Source organism: Pikeienuella sp. (assembly GCF_046290545.1).
GTDB lineage: Bacteria > Pseudomonadota > Alphaproteobacteria > Rhodobacterales > Rhodobacteraceae > Pikeienuella.
In genome coordinates this window covers 91,953-108,981 of sequence record NZ_JBKAGV010000018.1, presented here as the reverse complement: position 1 = coordinate 108,981, position 17,029 = coordinate 91,953, and the positions used below count along the sequence as shown (strand labels likewise).

Below are 17,029 nucleotides of genomic sequence, written 5' to 3'. Positions count from 1 at the left end.
CCCACGCGGCCGGCCACAGGGGAGAGCGCCATGCTCCAGCACACCTCCGAACCCTCCTTCCGCCAGTCCGTCGACATGATGTTCACCCGCGCGGTGGCGCTGATGGACCTTTCGCCGGGGCTGGAGGAGAAGATCCGCGTCTGCAACTCCACCTATACGGTGCGCTTCGGCGTGAAGCTGCGCGGGCGCATCCACACCTTCACCGGCTACCGCTCCGTCCATTCCGAGCACATGGAGCCGGTGAAGGGCGGCATCCGCTACGCCATGAGCGTGAACCAGGACGAGGTGGAGGCGCTCGCCGCCCTCATGACGTACAAATGCGCGCTGGTGGAGGCGCCCTTCGGCGGCTCCAAGGGCGGGCTCTGCATCGACCCGAAGGAATGGGAGGAGGACGAGCTCGAACGCATCACCCGCCGCTTCGCCTATGAGCTCATCAAGCGGGACCTGATCCATCCGAGCCAGAACGTCCCGGCGCCGGACATGGGGACGGGCGAGCGCGAAATGGCCTGGATCGCCGACCAGTTCGCGCGGATGCACACGTCGGAGCTCAACGCCCGCGCCTGCGTCACCGGCAAGCCGCTCACCGCCCACGGCATCGCCGGGCGCGTGGAGGCGACGGGGCGCGGGGTGCAATATGCGCTGCAGGAGTTCTTCCGCCACCCGGAGGACATGAAGAAGGCCGGGCTGACCGGGAGCCTCGACGGCAAGCGCGTCATCGTCCAGGGCCTCGGCAATGTCGGCTATCACGCCGCCAAGTTTCTGGAGGAAGAGGACGGCTGCCGCATCACCGGCGTGATCGAGCGGGACGGCGCGATATTCGACCCGGCGGGCCTGCCGGTGGAGCGGGTGCGCCAGCACATGATCGAGCAGGGCGGCGTCCGCGGCTTTCCCGGCGCGAAATACATCGCGGAGGGCGCGCGGCTTCTGGAGGAGGAGTGCGACATCCTCATTCCCGCGGCCTTCGAGGCGGCGATCAACCTCACGAATGCGGAGCGCATCCAGGCCCCGCTCATCATCGAGGCGGCGAACGGGCCGGTGACGGCGGGGGCGGACGAGATCCTGCGCCGGAAGGGCTGCGTCATCATCCCGGACATGTACGCGAACGCCGGCGGCGTGACCGTGAGCTATTTCGAATGGGTCAAGAACCTCTCCCATATCCGCTTCGGCCGGATGCAGCGGCGGCAGGAGGAATCGCGGCACAGGATGCTGATCGACGAGCTGGAGCGGCTGACGGGCCAGACCGTCTCCACGACCTTCTCGGAGAAGTTCCTGAAGGGGGCGGACGAACTGGCGCTGGTCCGCTCCGGGCTCGAAGACACGATGCGCGGCGCATATCAGTCCATCGCCGAGGTCTGGCGGGCGCGGCCCGAGGTGACGGACCTCAGGACGGCGGCCTATCTCGTCTCCATCGGCCGAGTCGCCGCGGCCTACAAGAGCCTCGGGCTCTAGGCGCCCCTTCGCCAGCCGAGCGCGGCGGAGGCCTCCTCCGCGCCCGCCTTCACCGCCGCCTCGATCTCCTCGGCGCGGGGCGCGCCGGGCTCGAAGGCTTCGGCCGGGCCGGTGACGTTGATCGCGGCGACAACGCGGCCGCGATGGTCATGCACCGGCGCCGCGCAGGAGCCGAGCCCGCGCTCATAGTTGGAGACGGACCAGGCGACGCCGCGCGCCCGGTCCTCCGCCAGCTGCCGCTCCAGCGCCTCCAGGCTCGTCGCCGTCCTGTCGCTGTAGGCGGCGAGCTCCGCGCCGGCATAGAGCGCGCGAAGCCGTTCCGGCGGCAGATGCGAGAGGAGGACGCGCCCGACCGTCGTGCCGTGGGCCGGCAGGCGCGAGCCTTCGCGGATATTGCTGACAAGGTGCGAATCCGGCGTCTCCCGCGCGAGATAGATGATCTCCCGCCCGTCCAGCACGCCGAGATGGGAGGAGAGCGAGAGGGAGGCCGCCAGCCGCGCCATGATCGGGCGGGAGACGCGCACGACGTCGCGCGATTTCAGCGCGTCGGCGGCGAGGACGATCATGCCGGGGCCGAGCCGCCAGCCCGCATCCTCCTCGATCCGCTCGATCATCCCCTCCGCCTCCAGCGTGTGGAGGAGGCGGATCATCGTCGTGCGGTTGATGCCGAGGCTCTTCGCCGTCTGGTTCACGTTGCGGCAGCGCCCGCCGCCGGCGATGTGGCGAAGGAGCGCGAAGGCGCGGTGGACGGGCGGGACGGAATAGGCGGCTTCGGCGGCGTCCGGTTCATTCATGAGCAGGCCATTCATTATTGAACAGCCAGCCTACACCGCGGCTCTGCGCCCGGCAATTGCCGGGCGCGGCGGGGCGGCCGAGCTTGGCGCTCGCCCGCCATTCAAGTCCCCGGCATCGGTCAGCGACCTTCCAGTGGAAGGTCGCAGAGGCCGCCGCCCGAAGGCGCAAGCCGCAGGGCGAGGGGCGCCAAGCCGCCGCGTCGGCCGAAGATCTGCCGGCGGCCTCCGCGGCGGGCGCGGAAACGCTGCCGCCGGGGGGCGGCGGCCGCGGGCGGATCAGCCGCGGGTCTGATCCGCCGGGCGCTACTTAAGGCGGAACTCGCCATGATGGACGTATGCTCGCTTGAGCAGGCGAAAGGCGCTTCCCCCGCCCCGCCCGCTCTCACCCCTCCATCGCCTCCAGCTCGTCGATCATGCCGGAGATGACGCCGAGGCCCATCTTCCAGAAATCCGGATCCGTCGCGTCAAGCCCGAAGGGCGCGAGCAATTCCCGGTGATGCTTCGCGCCGCCCGCCGCCAGCATGTCGAAATATTTCTGCTGGAAGCCCTCAGGCTCCGCCTCGTAGCGGGCATAGAGCGCGTTCACCAGACCATCCCCGAAGGCGTAGGCGTAGACATAGAAGGGCGAGTGGATGAAGTGCGGGATATAGGTCCAGTAGGTCTCGTAGCCTTCCGCGAAGTCGAAGACGGGGCCGAGGCTTTCCCGTTGCACGCCCATCCAGATCTCGCCCAGCTGCTCCTTTGTCAGCTCGCCCTCGCGCCGCGCGGCGTGGACCCGGCTCTCGAACTCGTAGAAGGCGATCTGGCGGACGACGGTGTTGATCATGTCCTCCACCTTGGAGGCGAGCATGGCCTTCCGCTTCTCCGGCGCGGCGGCGGCGAGGAGGCGCTTGAAGGTCAGCATCTCGCCGAAGACGGAGGCCGTCTCCGCCAGGGTCAGCGGCGTGCGGGAGAGAAGCTCGCCCTGCCCCGCCGCGAGCAGCTGATGCACGCCGTGGCCAAGCTCGTGCGCCAGCGTCATCACGTCCCGCGTCTTGCCGAGATAATTCAGCATCACATAGGGATGCGCCTCCGTCACCGTTGGATGGGCGAAGGCGCCAGGGGCCTTGCCTGGCTTCACCGCGGCGTCGATCCAGCCCTTCTCGAAGAAGGGCTGGGCGAGGTCGGCCATTTTCGGGTCGAAGCCGGCATAGGCGCCGAGCACCGTCTCCTTCGCCTCGTCCCACGAGATTTTCCGGTCGTCGGCGGAGGGGAGCGGCGCGTTCCGGTCCCAGAATTCGAGCTTTTCGAGGCCGAGCCATTTCGCCTTCAGCGCATAATAGCGATGGCTGACCGTGGGATAGGCGGCGACCACCGCGTCGCGCAGCGCTTGCACCACCTCGGGCTCGACATGGTTGGAGAGATGGCGGGCGTGCTGCGGCGTCGGCAGCTTGCGCCACTTGTCCTCGATCTCCTTTTCCTTCGCGAGCGTGTTGGTGATGCGGGCGAAGAGGGGGAGATTGGCCTTGAACACCTTCGTCAGCGCCCGCGCCCCCGCCTCGCGCCGCGCCCGGTCCGCATCGGAGAGGAGGTTGAGCGTCGCCTCGAGATTCAAGGTTTCGTCCTCCACGTCGAATTCGAGGGCGGCCATCGTCTCGTCGAAGAGCTTGTTCCAGGCGGAGGCGCCGACGACGGACATGTCGTGCTGGTATGTCTCCAGCTCGTCCGAAAGCTGGTGCGGGCGGAAGGCGCGGAGGCGTTCGAACCAGGGGCGGTAGCGGGCGAGGGAGGGGCTTTCGGCGAATTTCGCCTCCAGCGCCGCATCCTCGATCCGGTTAAGCTCCAGCGTGAAGAAGACGAGCGGGTTGAAGAGCGCGGTGATCTCCGCCTCCCGGTCCGCGTAGAACTTGCCGCGCGCGCCGTCCGCCGTGTTCTGGCTGTAGAGGAGCCCGGCATAGGACATGATCCGCCCGCTCTTGCCCTGGATCGCCTCGTAACGGGCGAGGAGCGCGGCGAGCGCGTCGCCTTCCATCGCCGCCATTTTCCCCTGCGCGTCCGCCGCGAAGGCCGGGATCGCGGCGGCAAGCCAGGCAAGGTCAGCCTTCAGCTCCGCGCTCTCCATGCCCGGATAGAGATCGTCGAGCCGCCATTCCGGCAGGTCGCCGAAGGGCGCGCCGCCGGAGGGGGAGGCGGCGTCGCGGGGCGGGGCGGGAATCGGGGTCATGGATGGTCCTTCGTCTCTCTTTGCACGGCAGGGAGGGTAGGGCGGCGCACAGGCGGGGGAAAGGCGCCGCGTCAGAGCGAAATCCCGCCGTCGGGGGGCGGATCCGGCGCCTCCGGCTTGCGGCGGATGATGATGTCTCCGTTCGGGAGACGCTCCGGCGCCTCGTAGGCGTCGAGATCGTCAATCAGCGCGCGGAGGCGCTTCGCCATCGGGTCGAGCGTCTCGGCGAAGCGCCTGAGCATCGCCTCCGCCTCCTCGCCGAGGGCGCGAAGCTCCTCCTCCCCCGGCAGGATCGGCTCGCCCGCCTCGTCCGCAGCGGCAGGCGTGGCGACAAGAAGGGCGAAGGCGGCGGCGCGCAAGAATCTCATCCCGGGCATATAGGCGCCAGGGGCGGACGGTTCATCATGTTCCAAGCAAAAGCCGCCCCGCACGGATGCGGAGCGGCTCTTGTTCGTTGGGGCCGGCGCCCGGAGGCGCCTGCCGGATCAGTTGCCGATCGTGATCTCGACGCGGCGGTTACGCGGCTCGCGCACGCCGTCGCCCGTCGGGACGGCCGGCTCGGCCTCGCCGCGCGCGGCGCGGGTGACGCCGCCCATCGGGACGCCGGCGGAGGCCAGCGCGTCGGCGACCGTGTTCACGCGGCGCTGGGAAAGGCCGACGTTGTAGGCCGCCGGGCCCGACGTGTCGGCATGGCCGACAAGCGAGACGATCGGGTTGGCGACGCCGGAGAGCGCGGCGACCACATCAGAGACGACGCCGCGCGCCGCATCCGTGAGGTTCGACCGGTCGAAGCCGAAGTAGACGATGAAGTTGGCCGGGCCGGAGCCGAGGCAGGCCGCATAGGCCGCGTCGAACATCGCCTTGACCTCATCGGCGTCGAGGCAGCCGGTGGGCTGGTACTGCGCTTCGAGCCACTGATCCCAGAGCTTCTGCGCCTCGGCGCAGGCGGCCGGGTTGGTCGCCGCGTTCGCCGCGATGCCCGCGCCGACTTCGGAATACATCGCCGCGGCTTCGCCGCCGATGCCGAGATCGGCCGGATTCCAGGGGGCGACGCCGCCGGCGGCGGCCGCGTTGGAGCGGTCCATGTAGCCGGCCGCGTCCATCCAGTTCACTTCCTTCGTGGCGTTGAACGCCGCGGCGGACTGATACTGCTTCGCCAGTTCGGCGTTGAAGTCGCCGCCCGGCATGTCCATCGCCAGGAAGTCGGCTGCGCCGAAGGTCCCGCCAAGATTCGCGCCGGGAATGTTCGTGCACCCGGCGGCGACCAGCGCGGCGCCTGCCAGTGCGATTCGGGAAGTCATCTTCATCCCTCTCTCCGTCTCTTTGCGGGCCGCACTGCTCGGCGCGCCCAAATCTACGACCCTCGTTCAAGCCGTTTTCCGGCTTGCGTGTGTTTTGGCACGTCAGGCGCGCAAAAACAACATGGCAAGCGACTTAAGGCCCTTCGCTGCGTCAACCCGGCAACTCCGTCACCATTCCGCCACAGGGTTTGACGCTCGCCCCCTGATGAGCCGCGATTGCGACGAAAAGAGGGCGGCGGCGTGGGCTTTCAGGCGGAATCCGCGGCTTCCGGCGGGGCAAGCGCGGCCAGCGCCTCGCGGAGCGATTCGGGGATCGGGATCGGCCGCCGCGTCTCCGCCGCCACATAGACATGGACATAGCGGCAGACCGCGGCGGGCGTCGGCTCGCCCTCCCGGAAGAGGCCGAGACCGTAGGTTACGCTCGACGTCCCGACCCGGAGCGCGGAGAGGCCGATCTCGAGGATGTCGGGGAAGCCGACGCCGGCGAGAAAGCGGCACCGCGTCTCCGCCACGAGGCCCAGGAAAGGCCCGGCAGGCACGTCGAGCGCGCCGGAGCCGATCAGCCAGCGGTTCACCGCCGTGTCGAAGTATTCGTAATAGACCACGTTGTTCATGTGGCCGTAGACGTCGTTGTCGTTCCAGCGCGTCGGAATGCGCTGGAAGGCCGGAAAGGCCGCGCGTTCCGGCTTCGGATAGTGGTCCATCGAAGTTCTCCCTTGAGGGGCCTCAGCCGCCGCGCTCCTCGTCCCGCTCGATCAGGGCGCGGTTCATGGCCCGCAGCGCGTCCACCTGATAGAGCGCGCCGACGATTTCCTCCCGCCCGTCGACGACCTGCGCCATGACCGGCACGAATTCGAGCCGCCGCGACGCCTCGAAAAGCGGCAGCGCCTCCGCCAGCGTGTCCCACTGCCGGAGCTTCACGCCCTGCTCCGCGAGGGCGAGACAGGCGGTGTCCGACGCACCGTCATCCGCGCCGCGCACCCGCATGAGGCCGCGGACCGGGATCGTGCCCGGCAGGAAGCGGGCCGCCCCGCCGCCGAGCGCGACGCCGGCGCGCTTCAACTGACTGAGGAAAAAGCTCTTCCAGACGAAGCGGCTCGCCACGACGGTCGCGACGGAGACGGAGACCATCACCGCGATCGCCGCCTGATAATCCCCCGTCAGCTCGAACACGATAAGCGTGGTCGAGATCGGCGCGCCGAGCACCGCGGCGGCGAAAGCGCCCATGCCGGCCAGCGCGTAGAGTCCTTCCGAGCCAGGCAGGCCGGAGAAGACGCTTGAGGCGACGGCGCCGAAGGCGAGCCCGGTCAACGCCCCCATCATGAGCGAGGGGGAGAAGACGCCGCCGCCCATCCGCCCGGCATAGGTGATCGTGACCGCCGCGCATTTCACCACGGCGAAGAGCACCGCCGCCTGGAAGTCGAGCCCGCCGGTCAGCGCCCGCGTCGTCGTCTCGTAGCCGACGCCGATCACATGAGGGAAGGGAATGGCGAGCGCGCCAAGCATCGCGCCCGCGATCATCGGTCTGGCCCATACCGGGCAGCGGAGCCGCTTCTGCGCCGCATCCGCGAAATCCTCGGCCGCGAAGAGCGTCCGCATCATCACGACCGCCGCGAAACCGCACAAGACTCCGAGCAGCATGAAGGCGGGAATCTCCTCGTAGAAGCCGAGCGTGTTTTCCGGGAGGGTGAATTGCGTGAACTCCCCGATATGGACCCGTGCGATCACCGCGCCGGCCACCGAGGCCATCACGATCGGGCCGAAAGCGTGGAGCGCGTAGTGCCGCAGCACGACCTCGAGCGCGAAGAGCGCCCCGGCGAGCGGCGCGTTGAAGCTGGCCGAGACGGCGGCGGCGACGGCGCAGCCGAGAATGTCCCGCGCGGTGACGCCATGATGGTTCAGCCGGTCGTCCACCCAGCCGGCGATCACCGCCGCGAGATGCACCACCGGCCCCTCGCGACCGGTCGAACCGCCGGTCGAGAGGGTGATGAGCGAGGCGGCGGCGGAGGCGAGGCCCGCCTTCCGGTCCACCCGCGAATCCCGGAGCGCCGCCGCGGCGATCACATCGGAGACGGAGAGCGCGCGGGCGTTGGGCGTGAAGCGCGAGAGGATCAGGCCCACGGCGAGCCCGCCGAAAACCGGGACGAGAAAGACGATCCAGGGATCGAGCCCCGCCGCGTGGCTGTGGATCGTCTGGTTTCCCGCGCCGTAGAAGAAGGTCTGGAGAATGTCGATCGACAGGCGGAAGCCAACGGCGGCGTATCCCGCCATTACCCCGACGACGAGCGCGACGGCCCAGAAGACAAGCCTTCCCGGCGCCGTTTCGGCCTGATGGGCGAGGGCGCCGAGCCATTTTCGTCGCCGCTTCGCCGCCTCCGCCGCCGTGCCGTCGGGCATGCCTCGCCTCCCCGCGCCCGCTCCCGGCGCCCGCTCTCGCTATAGACGATGCGCCCGCGCCGCGGAAGGTTGGCGCGCCGCCTTCGCGGCGTCGAGCAGCGCCGCAACGAGCGCCCGGGCCGGCGCGGGGCGAGAGAGAACGCGAATTCCCGGTTGCCCCGGCTCAGAGCCGCCGAACCGCGCCAGCGCGACCATTCCGGCGCCCGCTTCGGCCGCCGCATCGAGATAGGGCCGGAGCGCCTCGGGCGGCTCGCCCCGCCAGTCGAGAAGGGCGGCGCCCGCGCGGCCGTCCGCGAGAAGGGCCGCCGCGTCGCCGGGCTCCGCCGCCCGCCGGACCTCCGCCCCGGCGCCGGAGAGGAGCGCCTCGAGGATCGCGCCGTGGACCGGAGAAGCGGAGAGGAGCGCGACGCATCTGCCCTCAAGCGCCCGCGCCCGCGGAGGCGCAGGCGCGGGCGGCAGGGATACCTCAAGGGCGAAGCGGGCTCCGCCGCCCCGGGCTTCCTCGACGCGTATGGAGCCCTTCATCAGCGCGGCGAGCGAGGCCGAGATCGAGAGCCCGAGTCCGGCGCCCGCGCTCTTGCCCGCGAAGGCCCCCTCCGCCTGGACGAAGGCGCCGAAGATCCGCTCCCGCTCCGCCTCCGGCACGCCGGGCCCGGTATCCTCCACCGCAAGGACAAGCCGCGCGGCGCCGTCCCGGCTCCTGCCGGCGGATTCGGCGGAGATGAGCACATGCCCCTCGTCGGTGAAGCGGGCGGCGTTCCCAGCGAGGTTCACAAGGATCTGGCGGAGCCGCCCCGCATCTCCCGTCAGCCGGTCCGGCAGCGCGGCGTCGACGGAGACCAGCGCCTCGACCGGCTTCTCCGCGACCCGCGCGGCGATCAGAAGGCCCACATCCTCGACCAGATCCCGAAGCGCGAAGGACGCAGGCTCCAGCTCCATCCGCCCCGCCTCGATCCGCGAAAGGTCGAGCACTTCGTCGATGATCTTCAGCAGCGCGTCGCCCGAGGACTTGATCACGCCGACATAGCTCCGCTGCCGCTCGTCGAGGTCGGTGTGGTTGAGAAGTTCCGCGACGCCGAGCACGCCGTTCATCGGCGTCCTGATCTCGTGGCTCATGTTCGCGAGGAAGGCGCTCTTCGCCCGGTCGGCTGCGGCGGCGCGCCGGTTGGCCGCCTCCGCCTCCGCCTTCGCGGCGCGGAGCTTCTCCGCATCCAGCACGAATCGCCAGCAGGTCAGTCCCGAGACGACGCCGGAGATGAAGGTGGTGAGGATGATCGTCGTCCACAGCATTTCGGAGTCAAGATCCGCGGCCAGAGCGTAGACGAGCGAGAGCGCGTTGGAGCCGATGACGCAGGCGACGGAGACCAGCGCCGTCGTGCGCAGGACCCGCCAGCGAGAGGCGGGGCGTGCGGTCGGGAACCCGCCTTGCGTCGTCATGAGACGAGCCGTGCGGGCCGCCGCGCAGCGGCCCTCACCCGGTTCACCGCCTCGGTCAGCGCCGCCGCGCAGACCGGGCGCATAAGCGTCAGGCCGGGGCGTCGGGGGGGCGGGACGGAGCCAAAGGGCGTGAGGAGGATGAGGCCGGCGCCGGCTTGCCCTGCGGCCGCGTCGAGGAGAGCGATCTCGGCCTCCGGCTCGCCCCGCCAGTCGAGCAGCGCCGCCTCCGCCGGCTCGCCCGCCTGGAGGAGCGCGGCGGCGGCGGCCGCCGTCGCACAGGTTCGGGACCGCGCCCCCGCGGCCGACAGCGCCTCTTCAAGGATGCGGGCGTGTCGCCCGGAAACGGAAACGAGCAGGAGCCGCGCGCCTTCGAGCGGCCGCGCCGCCTCCGCGGCTTCGGCCGGGAGAAGCGCCTCCATGACGAAACGCGCGCCGCCTTCCGGCCCGGCCTCGACCCAGATCGCGCCATTCATCAGCCGCGTCAGCGAGGCGCTGACGGCGAGGCCGAGGCCCACGCCCTGATGCCGACGGCGGAGCGTCTCGTCGCCCTGCCTGAACGCCTCGAAAATCCGGACGCGCTCCTCTCGGGGAACGCCGGGGCCGGTATCCTCCACCGCGAGGCGGAGGAGGAAGCCGCCGCGGCGCGGCGCGCCCGTCGCCTCGATAAGAACATGGCCGCGTTCCGTGAATTTCACGGCGTTGCCAGCGAAGTTCAGCAGGATCTGCCGGAGCCGCCCGCCGTCCCCGATCAACGTTTCGGGCACGGAGGGCGCGACCCGCGCCATCACCTCGACCGGCCCGTCGCCGACGCGCGCCGCCATCAGCGCCGCCGCATCCCCGACGAGGGCGTGCGGCGAGAACGGCTCCGGACGCAACTCCATCCGACCGGCCTCGACCTTCGAGAGATCGAGCACCTCGTCGATGATCGTCAGCAGGGCGTCGCCGGAGGACTTGATGAGCCCGACATAGCCCTTCTGCCGCTCGTCGAGTGGCGTATGGTCCAGAAGTTCGGCGACGCCGAGCACGCCGTTCATCGGCGTCCTGATCTCGTGGCTCATGTTGGCGAGGAAAGCGCTCTTTGCCCGATCGGCCGCTGCTGCGCTCAGCTTCGCGGCCCTAAGCTCCTCGGTGAGCGTGACGAAATAGAGAATGACGGGCGTCGCGATCATCAGCGTTATGGCCGCCGTCACCGACAGTTCGAAGACCAGCCGCTCCGGCTCGATGACAACGGTCATGACGAAGACCACGGCTTCGGCCACGGCGAGACACAGCAGGATCGCCGCCGTCGACCTCAGCGCCATCGCCTTTGTGAACCGCATCCGCCTGCCTCGCCTCCTGCACGACACCGCTATCGAAGGAAGCTGAAGCCTTGGCTAATGCGGCCAGTCACGATTTCCGCCGGATTCCGAGCTTCTGCCCGGCCTCGGGCGGAAGCGGCAGCGCGGCCTGCGCCGCCGCCATCCGCGCGATTCGCTCCTGCGCCCAGGCCGGATAGGGGGCGGGCCGGCGCGTCTCGAGATCGACATTCATGCCGAGGCTCTCATAGGTCGCCGCGCGCTTGCCTGTCCGGTCCGAGACCATCACGCCGAAGAAGTGCATCCGCTTCTCGTCATGGTCGAGAATGCGCGTCTCCACATGGAACGGCTCCCCTTCCACCAGCTCCGCGAGATAGCAGATCTGCGTCTGCAGGGCCATCGGCCCGAGGCGGGCGCGCTTCACGAACTCGACGCCGACGCCCAGCCAGTTGTCGAGAAGGTCGTCGAAGGCCTTGTCGAAGGCGAAGGTGTAGTAGGACACGTTCATGTGCCCATTATAGTCGATCCATTCGGGCAGGACGACCTGCGGCTGCATCGGGACCATGCCGGCGGGAAAGTCCCGGTCGGGGCAGCAGGGGCTCAGGTCGCGCATGGCGCCTCCTCTTTCTTGCGTCGCGTCCCGTGATAGACGCGCGCCGCCGCCCCGCCAAGCGGGCTTCCTTGCCGGCGCGGTTCGCGCTACGCCTTCCGGCAAACAGCGGGAGGCGACGACGATGAGCGTTGAGGCGGCGATAGCGCGGGTGCGGGATCTGATCGGGGAGCGGCTTTCGACCTCCCCCTCCGTGCGCGACCTGCACGGGCAGAACGAGAGCTATTTCACCCCCGTCCCGCCCGACGCAGTGGCCTTCCCGCATTCGACGGAGGAAGTCTCCGCCATCGTGAAGATCTGCAACGAGGAGCTTTGTCCGATCGTCGCCTGGGGCACGGGCACCTCGCTCGAAGGGCACGCCGTCGCCTTCAACGGCGGCATCTCGCTCGACATGTCGGAGATGAACCGGGTCCTCGAAATCCACGCAGAGGACATGGACGCCGTGGTGCAGCCCGGCGTGACGCGGGAGCAGCTCAACACGGAGCTGCGGGCGACCGGGCTCTTCTTCCCGGTCGATCCCGGCGCCAACGCCTCCCTCGGCGGCATGGCGGCGACCCGCGCCTCCGGCACCACCGCGGTGCGCTACGGCACGATGCGGGAGAACGTCATGGCGCTCGAAGTGGTGCTCGCGGACGGGCGGATCATCCGCACCGGCTCCCGCGCCCGGAAATCCTCCGCCGGCTACGACCTGACCAAGCTGATGATCGGCTCCGAGGGCACGCTCGGCATCATCACCGAGCTGACGGTGAAGCTCCAGGGCCAGCCCGATAGCATCACCGCCGCCGTCTGTCCGTTCCCGGACATGCCGTCCGCCGTCAACACCGTGATCCAGACGATCCAGATGGGCGTGCCGATGGCGCGGATCGAGATCGTGGACCCGGTGGCGATCCGCGCCGTGAACATCTCGGGCTCGATGAGCCTGCCGGAGGTTCCGCATCTCTTCGTCGAGTTCCACGGCACCGAGGCGGGCGCGAAGGAGCAGGTGGAGCTTTTCGGGGAGATCGCGCGGGAGCATGGCTGCATGGGCTTCGAATGGTCCGCCAACCTCGAGGAGCGGAACCGGCTCTGGCACGCGCGGCACAATTTCTACTATGCGTCGCTGAAGCTGAAGCCGGGCTGCCGCGCCCTCTCCACCGATGTCTGCGTCCCGATCTCCCGCCTCGCGGAGGCGCTGCTGGAGACGGCGGAGGAGATCGCGGAATCCGGCATGATCTCACCCATCATCGGCCATGTGGGGGACGGGAACTTCCATTGCGGCTTCCTGATCGACCCTGAGAAACCGGAGGAGCTGGAGCTGGCCAAGAAGCTCACCCATTCGATGAACCGCCGCGCCATCCGCCTCGGCGGCACGGTGACGGGGGAGCATGGCGTCGGCGTCGGCAAGAAGCGCTACATGGAGGAGGAGCACGGCGCCGGCTACGCCGTGATGGCGGAGATCAAGCGCGCGCTCGACCCGAAGAACATCCTCAACCCGGGGAAGGTGGTGGAGGTGAACTGACGGGGGCGCTACTTAAGCCGCTCCGAGGCTTGCGAAAGATCACAGCGCCCGCGGCGACGGGCGCCTAGGTCGGGAAGAGACGGAAGACAGGATCGCCGATGACCGCACGCCTCTCCCTAGCCGCCCTTCTCCTCGCCCTTCCCGGCCTCGCCGCCGCGGACCGCGCGGGCGAGGCGATCCGCGTGCAGGCGGAATCCTTCCAGAAGGAGGGCTTCGCCGGCTATGCGATGCGGCGCGGCTCGGAAGTGATCCAGAACGCCACGCTCTACACCAAGACCTACGGCACGATGGAGGTCGCGCTCGACGACGGGACGGAATTGCTCGTCGGCCCCTCCTCCTCCATCGTGATCGACAGTTATGTCTATGACCCGGAGGGCGGCGCCGTCGGCATGTCGCTGGCGAAGGGCGCGCTTCGCGTCATCAGCGGGCGGCTGAAGAAGGACGAGTCGGAATTCCGGACGGCGGTCGCGAATATCGGCGTGCGCGGGACGCAGTTCTGGCTGGATGTCGACACGCCGGGCCTCACGCGGCTCTGGGTGGACGAAGGCTCGGTCATCGCCCGGCCGGTGGATTCGAACGAGGTTTTCGTCTTCGACGAGCCGGTCTATGCCGAATGCACCCGTACGACCTGCCGGGAGGCATGGCCGCCGCCTCGGCCCATCGTCTATCCGATCGACCCGACGGCGCGGCGCTGAGACAGGCGCCGCGTGGTCTGCTACACTTTCATGTCAAACAGGCGACGCTGGCATGTCGCCAATGAGGGGAAAATCGCCATGTCCATCAAACGGAACTTCATCGCCGCCGCCGCGGTCGCCGCGCTTTGCGCCGGCGGCGCCGGCGCGGCGGAGCTCGCGGGCCGGGCCGTCGCCGTCCAGCAGGATGCGCTGCAGGCCGAGGGCGCCGTCGGCTTTCCGATCGACGCGGGGGCGGAGATCTTCCGCAATGCGCGGGTCTACACGAAGCAATACGGCACGGCGGAGATCCGGCTGGAGGACGGCACCGCGCTCACCGTCGCGCCGAACGCCTCCCTCGTGATCGACGATTACGTCTTCGCCGGCGCCGGGCGGCCGGGCTCGCTCGCGCTCTCGCTGAGCCGCGGCGCGATGCGGATGGTGAGCGGGCGGATGCCGAAGGAGGGCGTCGCCGTCTCCACCTCGATCGGCACGATCGGCGTGCGCGGCACGGATTTCTGGATCGAGGCGCCGAGCGACGACCTGATCCGGCTCTGGGTCCTCGAAGGCGTGGTGACGGCGGCGCCGGCGAACAGCGCGACCGTGTTCGAGTTCACGGCGCCCGCCTTCGCGACCTGCTCCGCCGGAGGCTGCGAGCCCGGCGAGGCACCGCCTGTTCCGGTCACGAACCCGCTCGGCGGAGAGGCGGGCGGCGCGGGCGATCCCGGGATCGACGCCGAGGAGAGCCACGAGTCGCCGAGCGACTTCTGAGGCTTCGCGCGTCATCCGCCCGGAAGACCAGTCAGGACGGATGACGCTCTAGCCCGCCGCCGCCAGAAGCGCCGAGGCGGCGGCGCGCGCCTCCGCCGTCACCGCGCCGCCGGCGAGCATCCTCGCGATCTCCTCCGCCCGCTCGCCCTCCGCGAGCCGGCGGACTTCGGTGCGCGCCGCGCCCGCCTCCACCCGCTTCTCGATGCGGAACTGAACGTCGCCCCAGGCGGCGACCTGCGGTGAATGGGTGACGACGAGCACCTGCGCCGCGCCCGCCCCGCGCGCGAGCCGGGCGAGGCGGCGGCCCACCGCGTCCGCCGTCGCGCCGCCCACGCCGCGGTCGATCTCGTCGAAGATCATCGCCCCCGCGCCGCCCGCGGCGGAGAGCGCGACCTTCAGCGCGAGGAGGAGGCGCGAAAGCTCGCCGCCCGAGGCGACGCGGGCGAGCGGGGCGGGCGCGGCGCCGGGATTGGCGGCGATGAGGAAGGTGACCTCCTCCGCCCCTTCCGGCCCCGGCTCCGCAGACTCGACGGAGACATGGAACCGCGCCCGCTCCATCTTCAGCGCCGGCAATTCCGCCGCCACCGCCGCCTCCAGCCGCCCCGCCGCCTCAAGCCGGAGGGCGGAGAGCGCGGCGGCGGCCTCGCGATGCGCCGCCTTGGCCGCCTTCGCCCGGGCGCGGAGCGCGGCGATCTCCCCCTCCCCCGCCTCGATCCGCGCGAGGCGGGCGGAAAGCGCGCCGGCGAGCGCGGCGAGATCGTCCGGCGCACAATCATGCTTCCGCGCGAGCTTGCGGAGGGCGAAGAGCCGCTCCTCTGCGCGCTCCAGCGCCAGCGGATCGAACTCCATCGCCTCCATCGCCGTCTCGACCCCGGCGACGGCCTCGGAGAGCGCGTCCTTCGCCCGGTCGAGCGCGTCGAGCGGCCCGTCGAGCCGGCCTTCCGCCTCCCCCGCGGCGGCGGCGAGGCGGCGGCTCGCGTCGAAGAGCGCGCCCTCGGCTCCTTCGGAGAGAAGCGCGAGCGCGCGCGCCACATCCTCCCGGATCCGCGCAGCGCCCTGCATCGCGCGCCGCCGCGCGTCCAGCGCCGCATCCTCGCCCGGCTCGGGCGCGAAGGCTTCGAGTTCGGCGACGAAATGCGCCAGCGTCTCCCGCTCCCGCGTCGCCTCCGCGAGCGTGGCCTCCGCCGCCTCCAGCGCCGCCGCCTCGCGCCGCCAGGCCCCGTGCGCCGCGCGGCAGGCGGAGAGCGAAGGCTCGGCCCCTGCGAAGGCGTCGAGCAGGGCGCGGTGGCCGCGGGCGTTCAGGAGGCCCCGGTCGTCATGCTGGCCATGAACCTCCACCAGCGCCTCCCCGAGCGCGCGGAGCGTCTCCGCGTTCACACGCCGGTCGTTCACATAGGCGCGGGACGGGTCGGCGGCGGACGCGACGCGGCGGAGGATCAGCTCGTCCGCATCCGCCTCCAGCCCCGCCTCGGCCATGATCGCCCGCGCCGGATGGCCGAAGGGGACGCGAAGGATCGCCGTCGCCGCCCCCTCCGCCGCCCCGGCGCGGACCAGGCCGCGCGCCTCCGCGAAGCCGAGGGCGAAGCCGAGCGCGTCGAGGAGGATCGACTTGCCCGCCCCCGTCTCCCCGGTGAACACGGTGAGGCCGGGGCCGAATTCGAGCGCCAGACGCTCGATCAGCACGATGTCGCTGATCTCCAGACTTTCGAGCATGGGCCCCGCCGGCGCCCCGCAGGTCAGAACTGGTCGCCGTAGACGACCTTGCGGAAGTTGCGGCTCAGCCAGCTTTCCGGGCTGATCTCCGGCCCGAGCCGCTCTCCGGTCAGGAGCGCGAAGCTGTCCACATACCATTCGGAGCCCGGATAGTTGAAGCCGAGCACGGCGGCGGCGTTCTGCGCCTCCGCCGTCACGCCGAGGCCGAGATAGCTTTCGACGAGCCGGTGCAGCGCCTCCGGCGTCTGGCTCGTGGTGTTGTATTGCTCCACCACCCGGCGGAAGCGGTTGATGGCGGCGACGTAATGGCCCCGGCCGAGATAATAGCGGCCGATCTCCATCTCCTTGCCCGCGAGGTTGTCGAGCGTCAGGTCGCGCTTCAGCGCCGCATCCCGCGCCCAAGGGCTGTCGGGGTAGCGCTCGATGACCTCGCGGAGCGCCTGCCCGGCGCGGATCGTGTCGCCCTGGTCGCGGCCGACGTCGGAAATCTGGTCATAGTAGCTCAGCGCGACGATGTACTGCGCATAGGACGCGTCCTCGTCGGACGGGAAGAAATCGAGATAGCGCTGCGCGGCGAGGCGCGCCTCGTCATAGCGGCGGGCGCGGTAATACGCTTCGGCGGAGCGGATCATCGCGGTCTTGGCGAGGCTGGAATAGGGATAGAGCCGCTCGACCTCGTCGAAGCCGGTCGCCGCCTCGGTGAAGTCGCCATCCTGATAATTCGCCTCGGCCTCGGCGAAGATGTCGGCGGCCGGGCGCGCGTCATCCACCAGCGACTCATCCGACGAGCAGCCGGCGAGCGCCAGGGCCGCCGCGAGGGCGAGGCTTGCGCCCAAAGTCCGCGCCGTGATCCGCGTCCGCTTCATGTCCGATTCCTTCGTCCGCCGTCT

The 17,029-nt window shown here is 70.2% G+C and carries 15 protein-coding genes; 4 read left to right on the top strand and 11 right to left on the bottom strand.

The genetic code is table 11. The features are described 5' to 3' along the window. Positions 1–30: 30 nt before the first annotated feature. Entirely contained in the window at positions 31–1,449 is a 1,419-nt protein-coding gene (locus ACE37J_RS21470) for a Glu/Leu/Phe/Val family dehydrogenase (protein ID WP_409715800.1), read from the top strand. Here the strand turns inward: ACE37J_RS21470 and ACE37J_RS21465 are convergent. From ACE37J_RS21465 to ACE37J_RS21425, 9 genes are all read right to left on the bottom strand, one after another. Beyond that, the gene (locus ACE37J_RS21465) at positions 1,446–2,243 is read right to left on the bottom strand and encodes an IclR family transcriptional regulator (protein WP_409715797.1); all 798 of its coding nucleotides are present in this window, start codon (positions 2,241–2,243) and stop codon (positions 1,446–1,448) included. The genes ACE37J_RS21470 and ACE37J_RS21465 overlap by 4 nt on opposite strands. A gap of 382 nt (positions 2,244–2,625) precedes the next feature. After that, positions 2,626–4,446: a M3 family oligoendopeptidase gene (locus tag ACE37J_RS21460; RefSeq protein WP_409715794.1), complete on the bottom strand. Its 1,821-nt coding sequence runs from the start codon at positions 4,444–4,446 to the stop codon at positions 2,626–2,628. Between the two features lie 71 nt (positions 4,447–4,517). Beyond that, complete coding sequence (locus ACE37J_RS21455) at positions 4,518–4,814, bottom strand: hypothetical protein (RefSeq protein WP_409715791.1); 297 nt, start codon at positions 4,812–4,814, stop codon at positions 4,518–4,520. A gap of 117 nt (positions 4,815–4,931) precedes the next feature. Continuing rightward, positions 4,932–5,753, bottom strand: a complete 822-nt coding sequence (locus ACE37J_RS21450; RefSeq protein ID WP_409715789.1) for an OmpA family protein — start codon at positions 5,751–5,753, stop codon at positions 4,932–4,934. 242 nt (positions 5,754–5,995) lie between these two features. Then, positions 5,996–6,451, bottom strand: a complete 456-nt coding sequence (locus tag ACE37J_RS21445; protein ID WP_409715786.1) for an acyl-CoA thioesterase — start codon at positions 6,449–6,451, stop codon at positions 5,996–5,998. Positions 6,452–6,473: 22 nt separating this feature from the next. Further along, entirely contained in the window at positions 6,474–8,144 is a 1,671-nt protein-coding gene (locus tag ACE37J_RS21440; protein WP_409715783.1) for a chloride channel protein, read from the bottom strand. Positions 8,145–8,183: 39 nt separating this feature from the next. Continuing rightward, complete coding sequence (locus ACE37J_RS21435; protein ID WP_409715780.1) at positions 8,184–9,581, bottom strand: ATP-binding protein; 1,398 nt, start codon at positions 9,579–9,581, stop codon at positions 8,184–8,186. Beyond that, on the bottom strand, positions 9,578–10,900 hold the full coding sequence (locus tag ACE37J_RS21430; protein WP_409715777.1) for an ATP-binding protein: 1,323 nt from the start codon (positions 10,898–10,900) through the stop codon (positions 9,578–9,580). Before ACE37J_RS21430 ends, ACE37J_RS21435 begins: the two co-directional genes overlap by 4 nt. Before the next feature lie 67 nt (positions 10,901–10,967). Beyond that, a complete protein-coding gene (locus ACE37J_RS21425) occupies positions 10,968–11,489 on the bottom strand; it encodes a thioesterase family protein (protein ID WP_409715774.1) in 522 nt (173 codons plus the stop codon). Positions 11,490–11,610: 121 nt separating this feature from the next. Here ACE37J_RS21425 and ACE37J_RS21420 point away from each other — a divergent pair, with 121 nt between their 5' ends. The 3 genes from ACE37J_RS21420 to ACE37J_RS21410 all read left to right on the top strand — a co-directional run bounded on the left by ACE37J_RS21420 (position 11,611) and on the right by ACE37J_RS21410 (position 14,426). Continuing rightward, on the top strand, positions 11,611–12,984 hold the full coding sequence (locus ACE37J_RS21420) for an FAD-binding oxidoreductase (RefSeq protein WP_409715771.1): 1,374 nt from the start codon (positions 11,611–11,613) through the stop codon (positions 12,982–12,984). A gap of 98 nt (positions 12,985–13,082) precedes the next feature. Beyond that, positions 13,083–13,679 (top strand): FecR domain-containing protein, encoded by a 597-nt coding sequence (locus ACE37J_RS21415; RefSeq protein ID WP_409715768.1) that lies wholly within the window; start codon positions 13,083–13,085, stop codon positions 13,677–13,679. A gap of 78 nt (positions 13,680–13,757) precedes the next feature. Next, positions 13,758–14,426 (top strand): FecR domain-containing protein, encoded by a 669-nt coding sequence (locus ACE37J_RS21410; RefSeq protein WP_409715765.1) that lies wholly within the window; start codon positions 13,758–13,760, stop codon positions 14,424–14,426. A 48-nt stretch (positions 14,427–14,474) separates the two neighbouring features. On the opposite strand, the gene recN is transcribed toward ACE37J_RS21410, so the two are convergent. Both recN and ACE37J_RS21400 read right to left on the bottom strand, forming a co-directional pair. Continuing rightward, a complete protein-coding gene (gene recN / locus ACE37J_RS21405) occupies positions 14,475–16,139 on the bottom strand; it encodes a DNA repair protein RecN (RefSeq protein ID WP_409715762.1) in 1,665 nt (554 codons plus the stop codon). A gap of 23 nt (positions 16,140–16,162) precedes the next feature. Then, on the bottom strand, positions 16,163–17,005 hold the full coding sequence (locus tag ACE37J_RS21400; RefSeq protein WP_409715759.1) for an outer membrane protein assembly factor BamD: 843 nt from the start codon (positions 17,003–17,005) through the stop codon (positions 16,163–16,165). Positions 17,006–17,029 lie beyond the last annotated feature (24 nt).

Excerpts from the sequence above, each read along its gene's own strand:
- ACE37J_RS21430 (WP_409715777.1), bottom strand. The coding sequence starts at position 10,900 with ATGCGGTTCACAAAGGCGATGGCGCTGAGGTCGACGGCGGCGATCCTG.
- ACE37J_RS21420 (WP_409715771.1), top strand. The coding sequence starts at position 11,611 with ATGAGCGTTGAGGCGGCGATAGCGCGGGTGCGGGATCTGATCGGGGAG.
- ACE37J_RS21440 (WP_409715783.1), bottom strand. The coding sequence starts at position 8,144 with ATGCCCGACGGCACGGCGGCGGAGGCGGCGAAGCGGCGACGAAAATGG.
- ACE37J_RS21400 (WP_409715759.1), bottom strand. The coding sequence starts at position 17,005 with ATGAAGCGGACGCGGATCACGGCGCGGACTTTGGGCGCAAGCCTCGCC.
- ACE37J_RS21455 (WP_409715791.1), bottom strand. The coding sequence starts at position 4,814 with ATGAGATTCTTGCGCGCCGCCGCCTTCGCCCTTCTTGTCGCCACGCCT.
- ACE37J_RS21450 (WP_409715789.1), bottom strand. The coding sequence starts at position 5,753 with ATGAAGATGACTTCCCGAATCGCACTGGCAGGCGCCGCGCTGGTCGCC.
- recN (WP_409715762.1), bottom strand. The coding sequence starts at position 16,139 with ATGCTCGAAAGTCTGGAGATCAGCGACATCGTGCTGATCGAGCGTCTG.
- ACE37J_RS21435 (WP_409715780.1), bottom strand. The coding sequence starts at position 9,581 with ATGACGACGCAAGGCGGGTTCCCGACCGCACGCCCCGCCTCTCGCTGG.
- ACE37J_RS21425 (WP_409715774.1), bottom strand. The coding sequence starts at position 11,489 with ATGCGCGACCTGAGCCCCTGCTGCCCCGACCGGGACTTTCCCGCCGGC.
- ACE37J_RS21470 (WP_409715800.1), top strand. The coding sequence starts at position 31 with ATGCTCCAGCACACCTCCGAACCCTCCTTCCGCCAGTCCGTCGACATG.
- ACE37J_RS21465 (WP_409715797.1), bottom strand. The coding sequence starts at position 2,243 with ATGAATGAACCGGACGCCGCCGAAGCCGCCTATTCCGTCCCGCCCGTC.
- ACE37J_RS21460 (WP_409715794.1), bottom strand. The coding sequence starts at position 4,446 with ATGACCCCGATTCCCGCCCCGCCCCGCGACGCCGCCTCCCCCTCCGGC.
- ACE37J_RS21445 (WP_409715786.1), bottom strand. The coding sequence starts at position 6,451 with ATGGACCACTATCCGAAGCCGGAACGCGCGGCCTTTCCGGCCTTCCAG.
- ACE37J_RS21415 (WP_409715768.1), top strand. The coding sequence starts at position 13,083 with ATGACCGCACGCCTCTCCCTAGCCGCCCTTCTCCTCGCCCTTCCCGGC.
- ACE37J_RS21410 (WP_409715765.1), top strand. The coding sequence starts at position 13,758 with ATGTCCATCAAACGGAACTTCATCGCCGCCGCCGCGGTCGCCGCGCTT.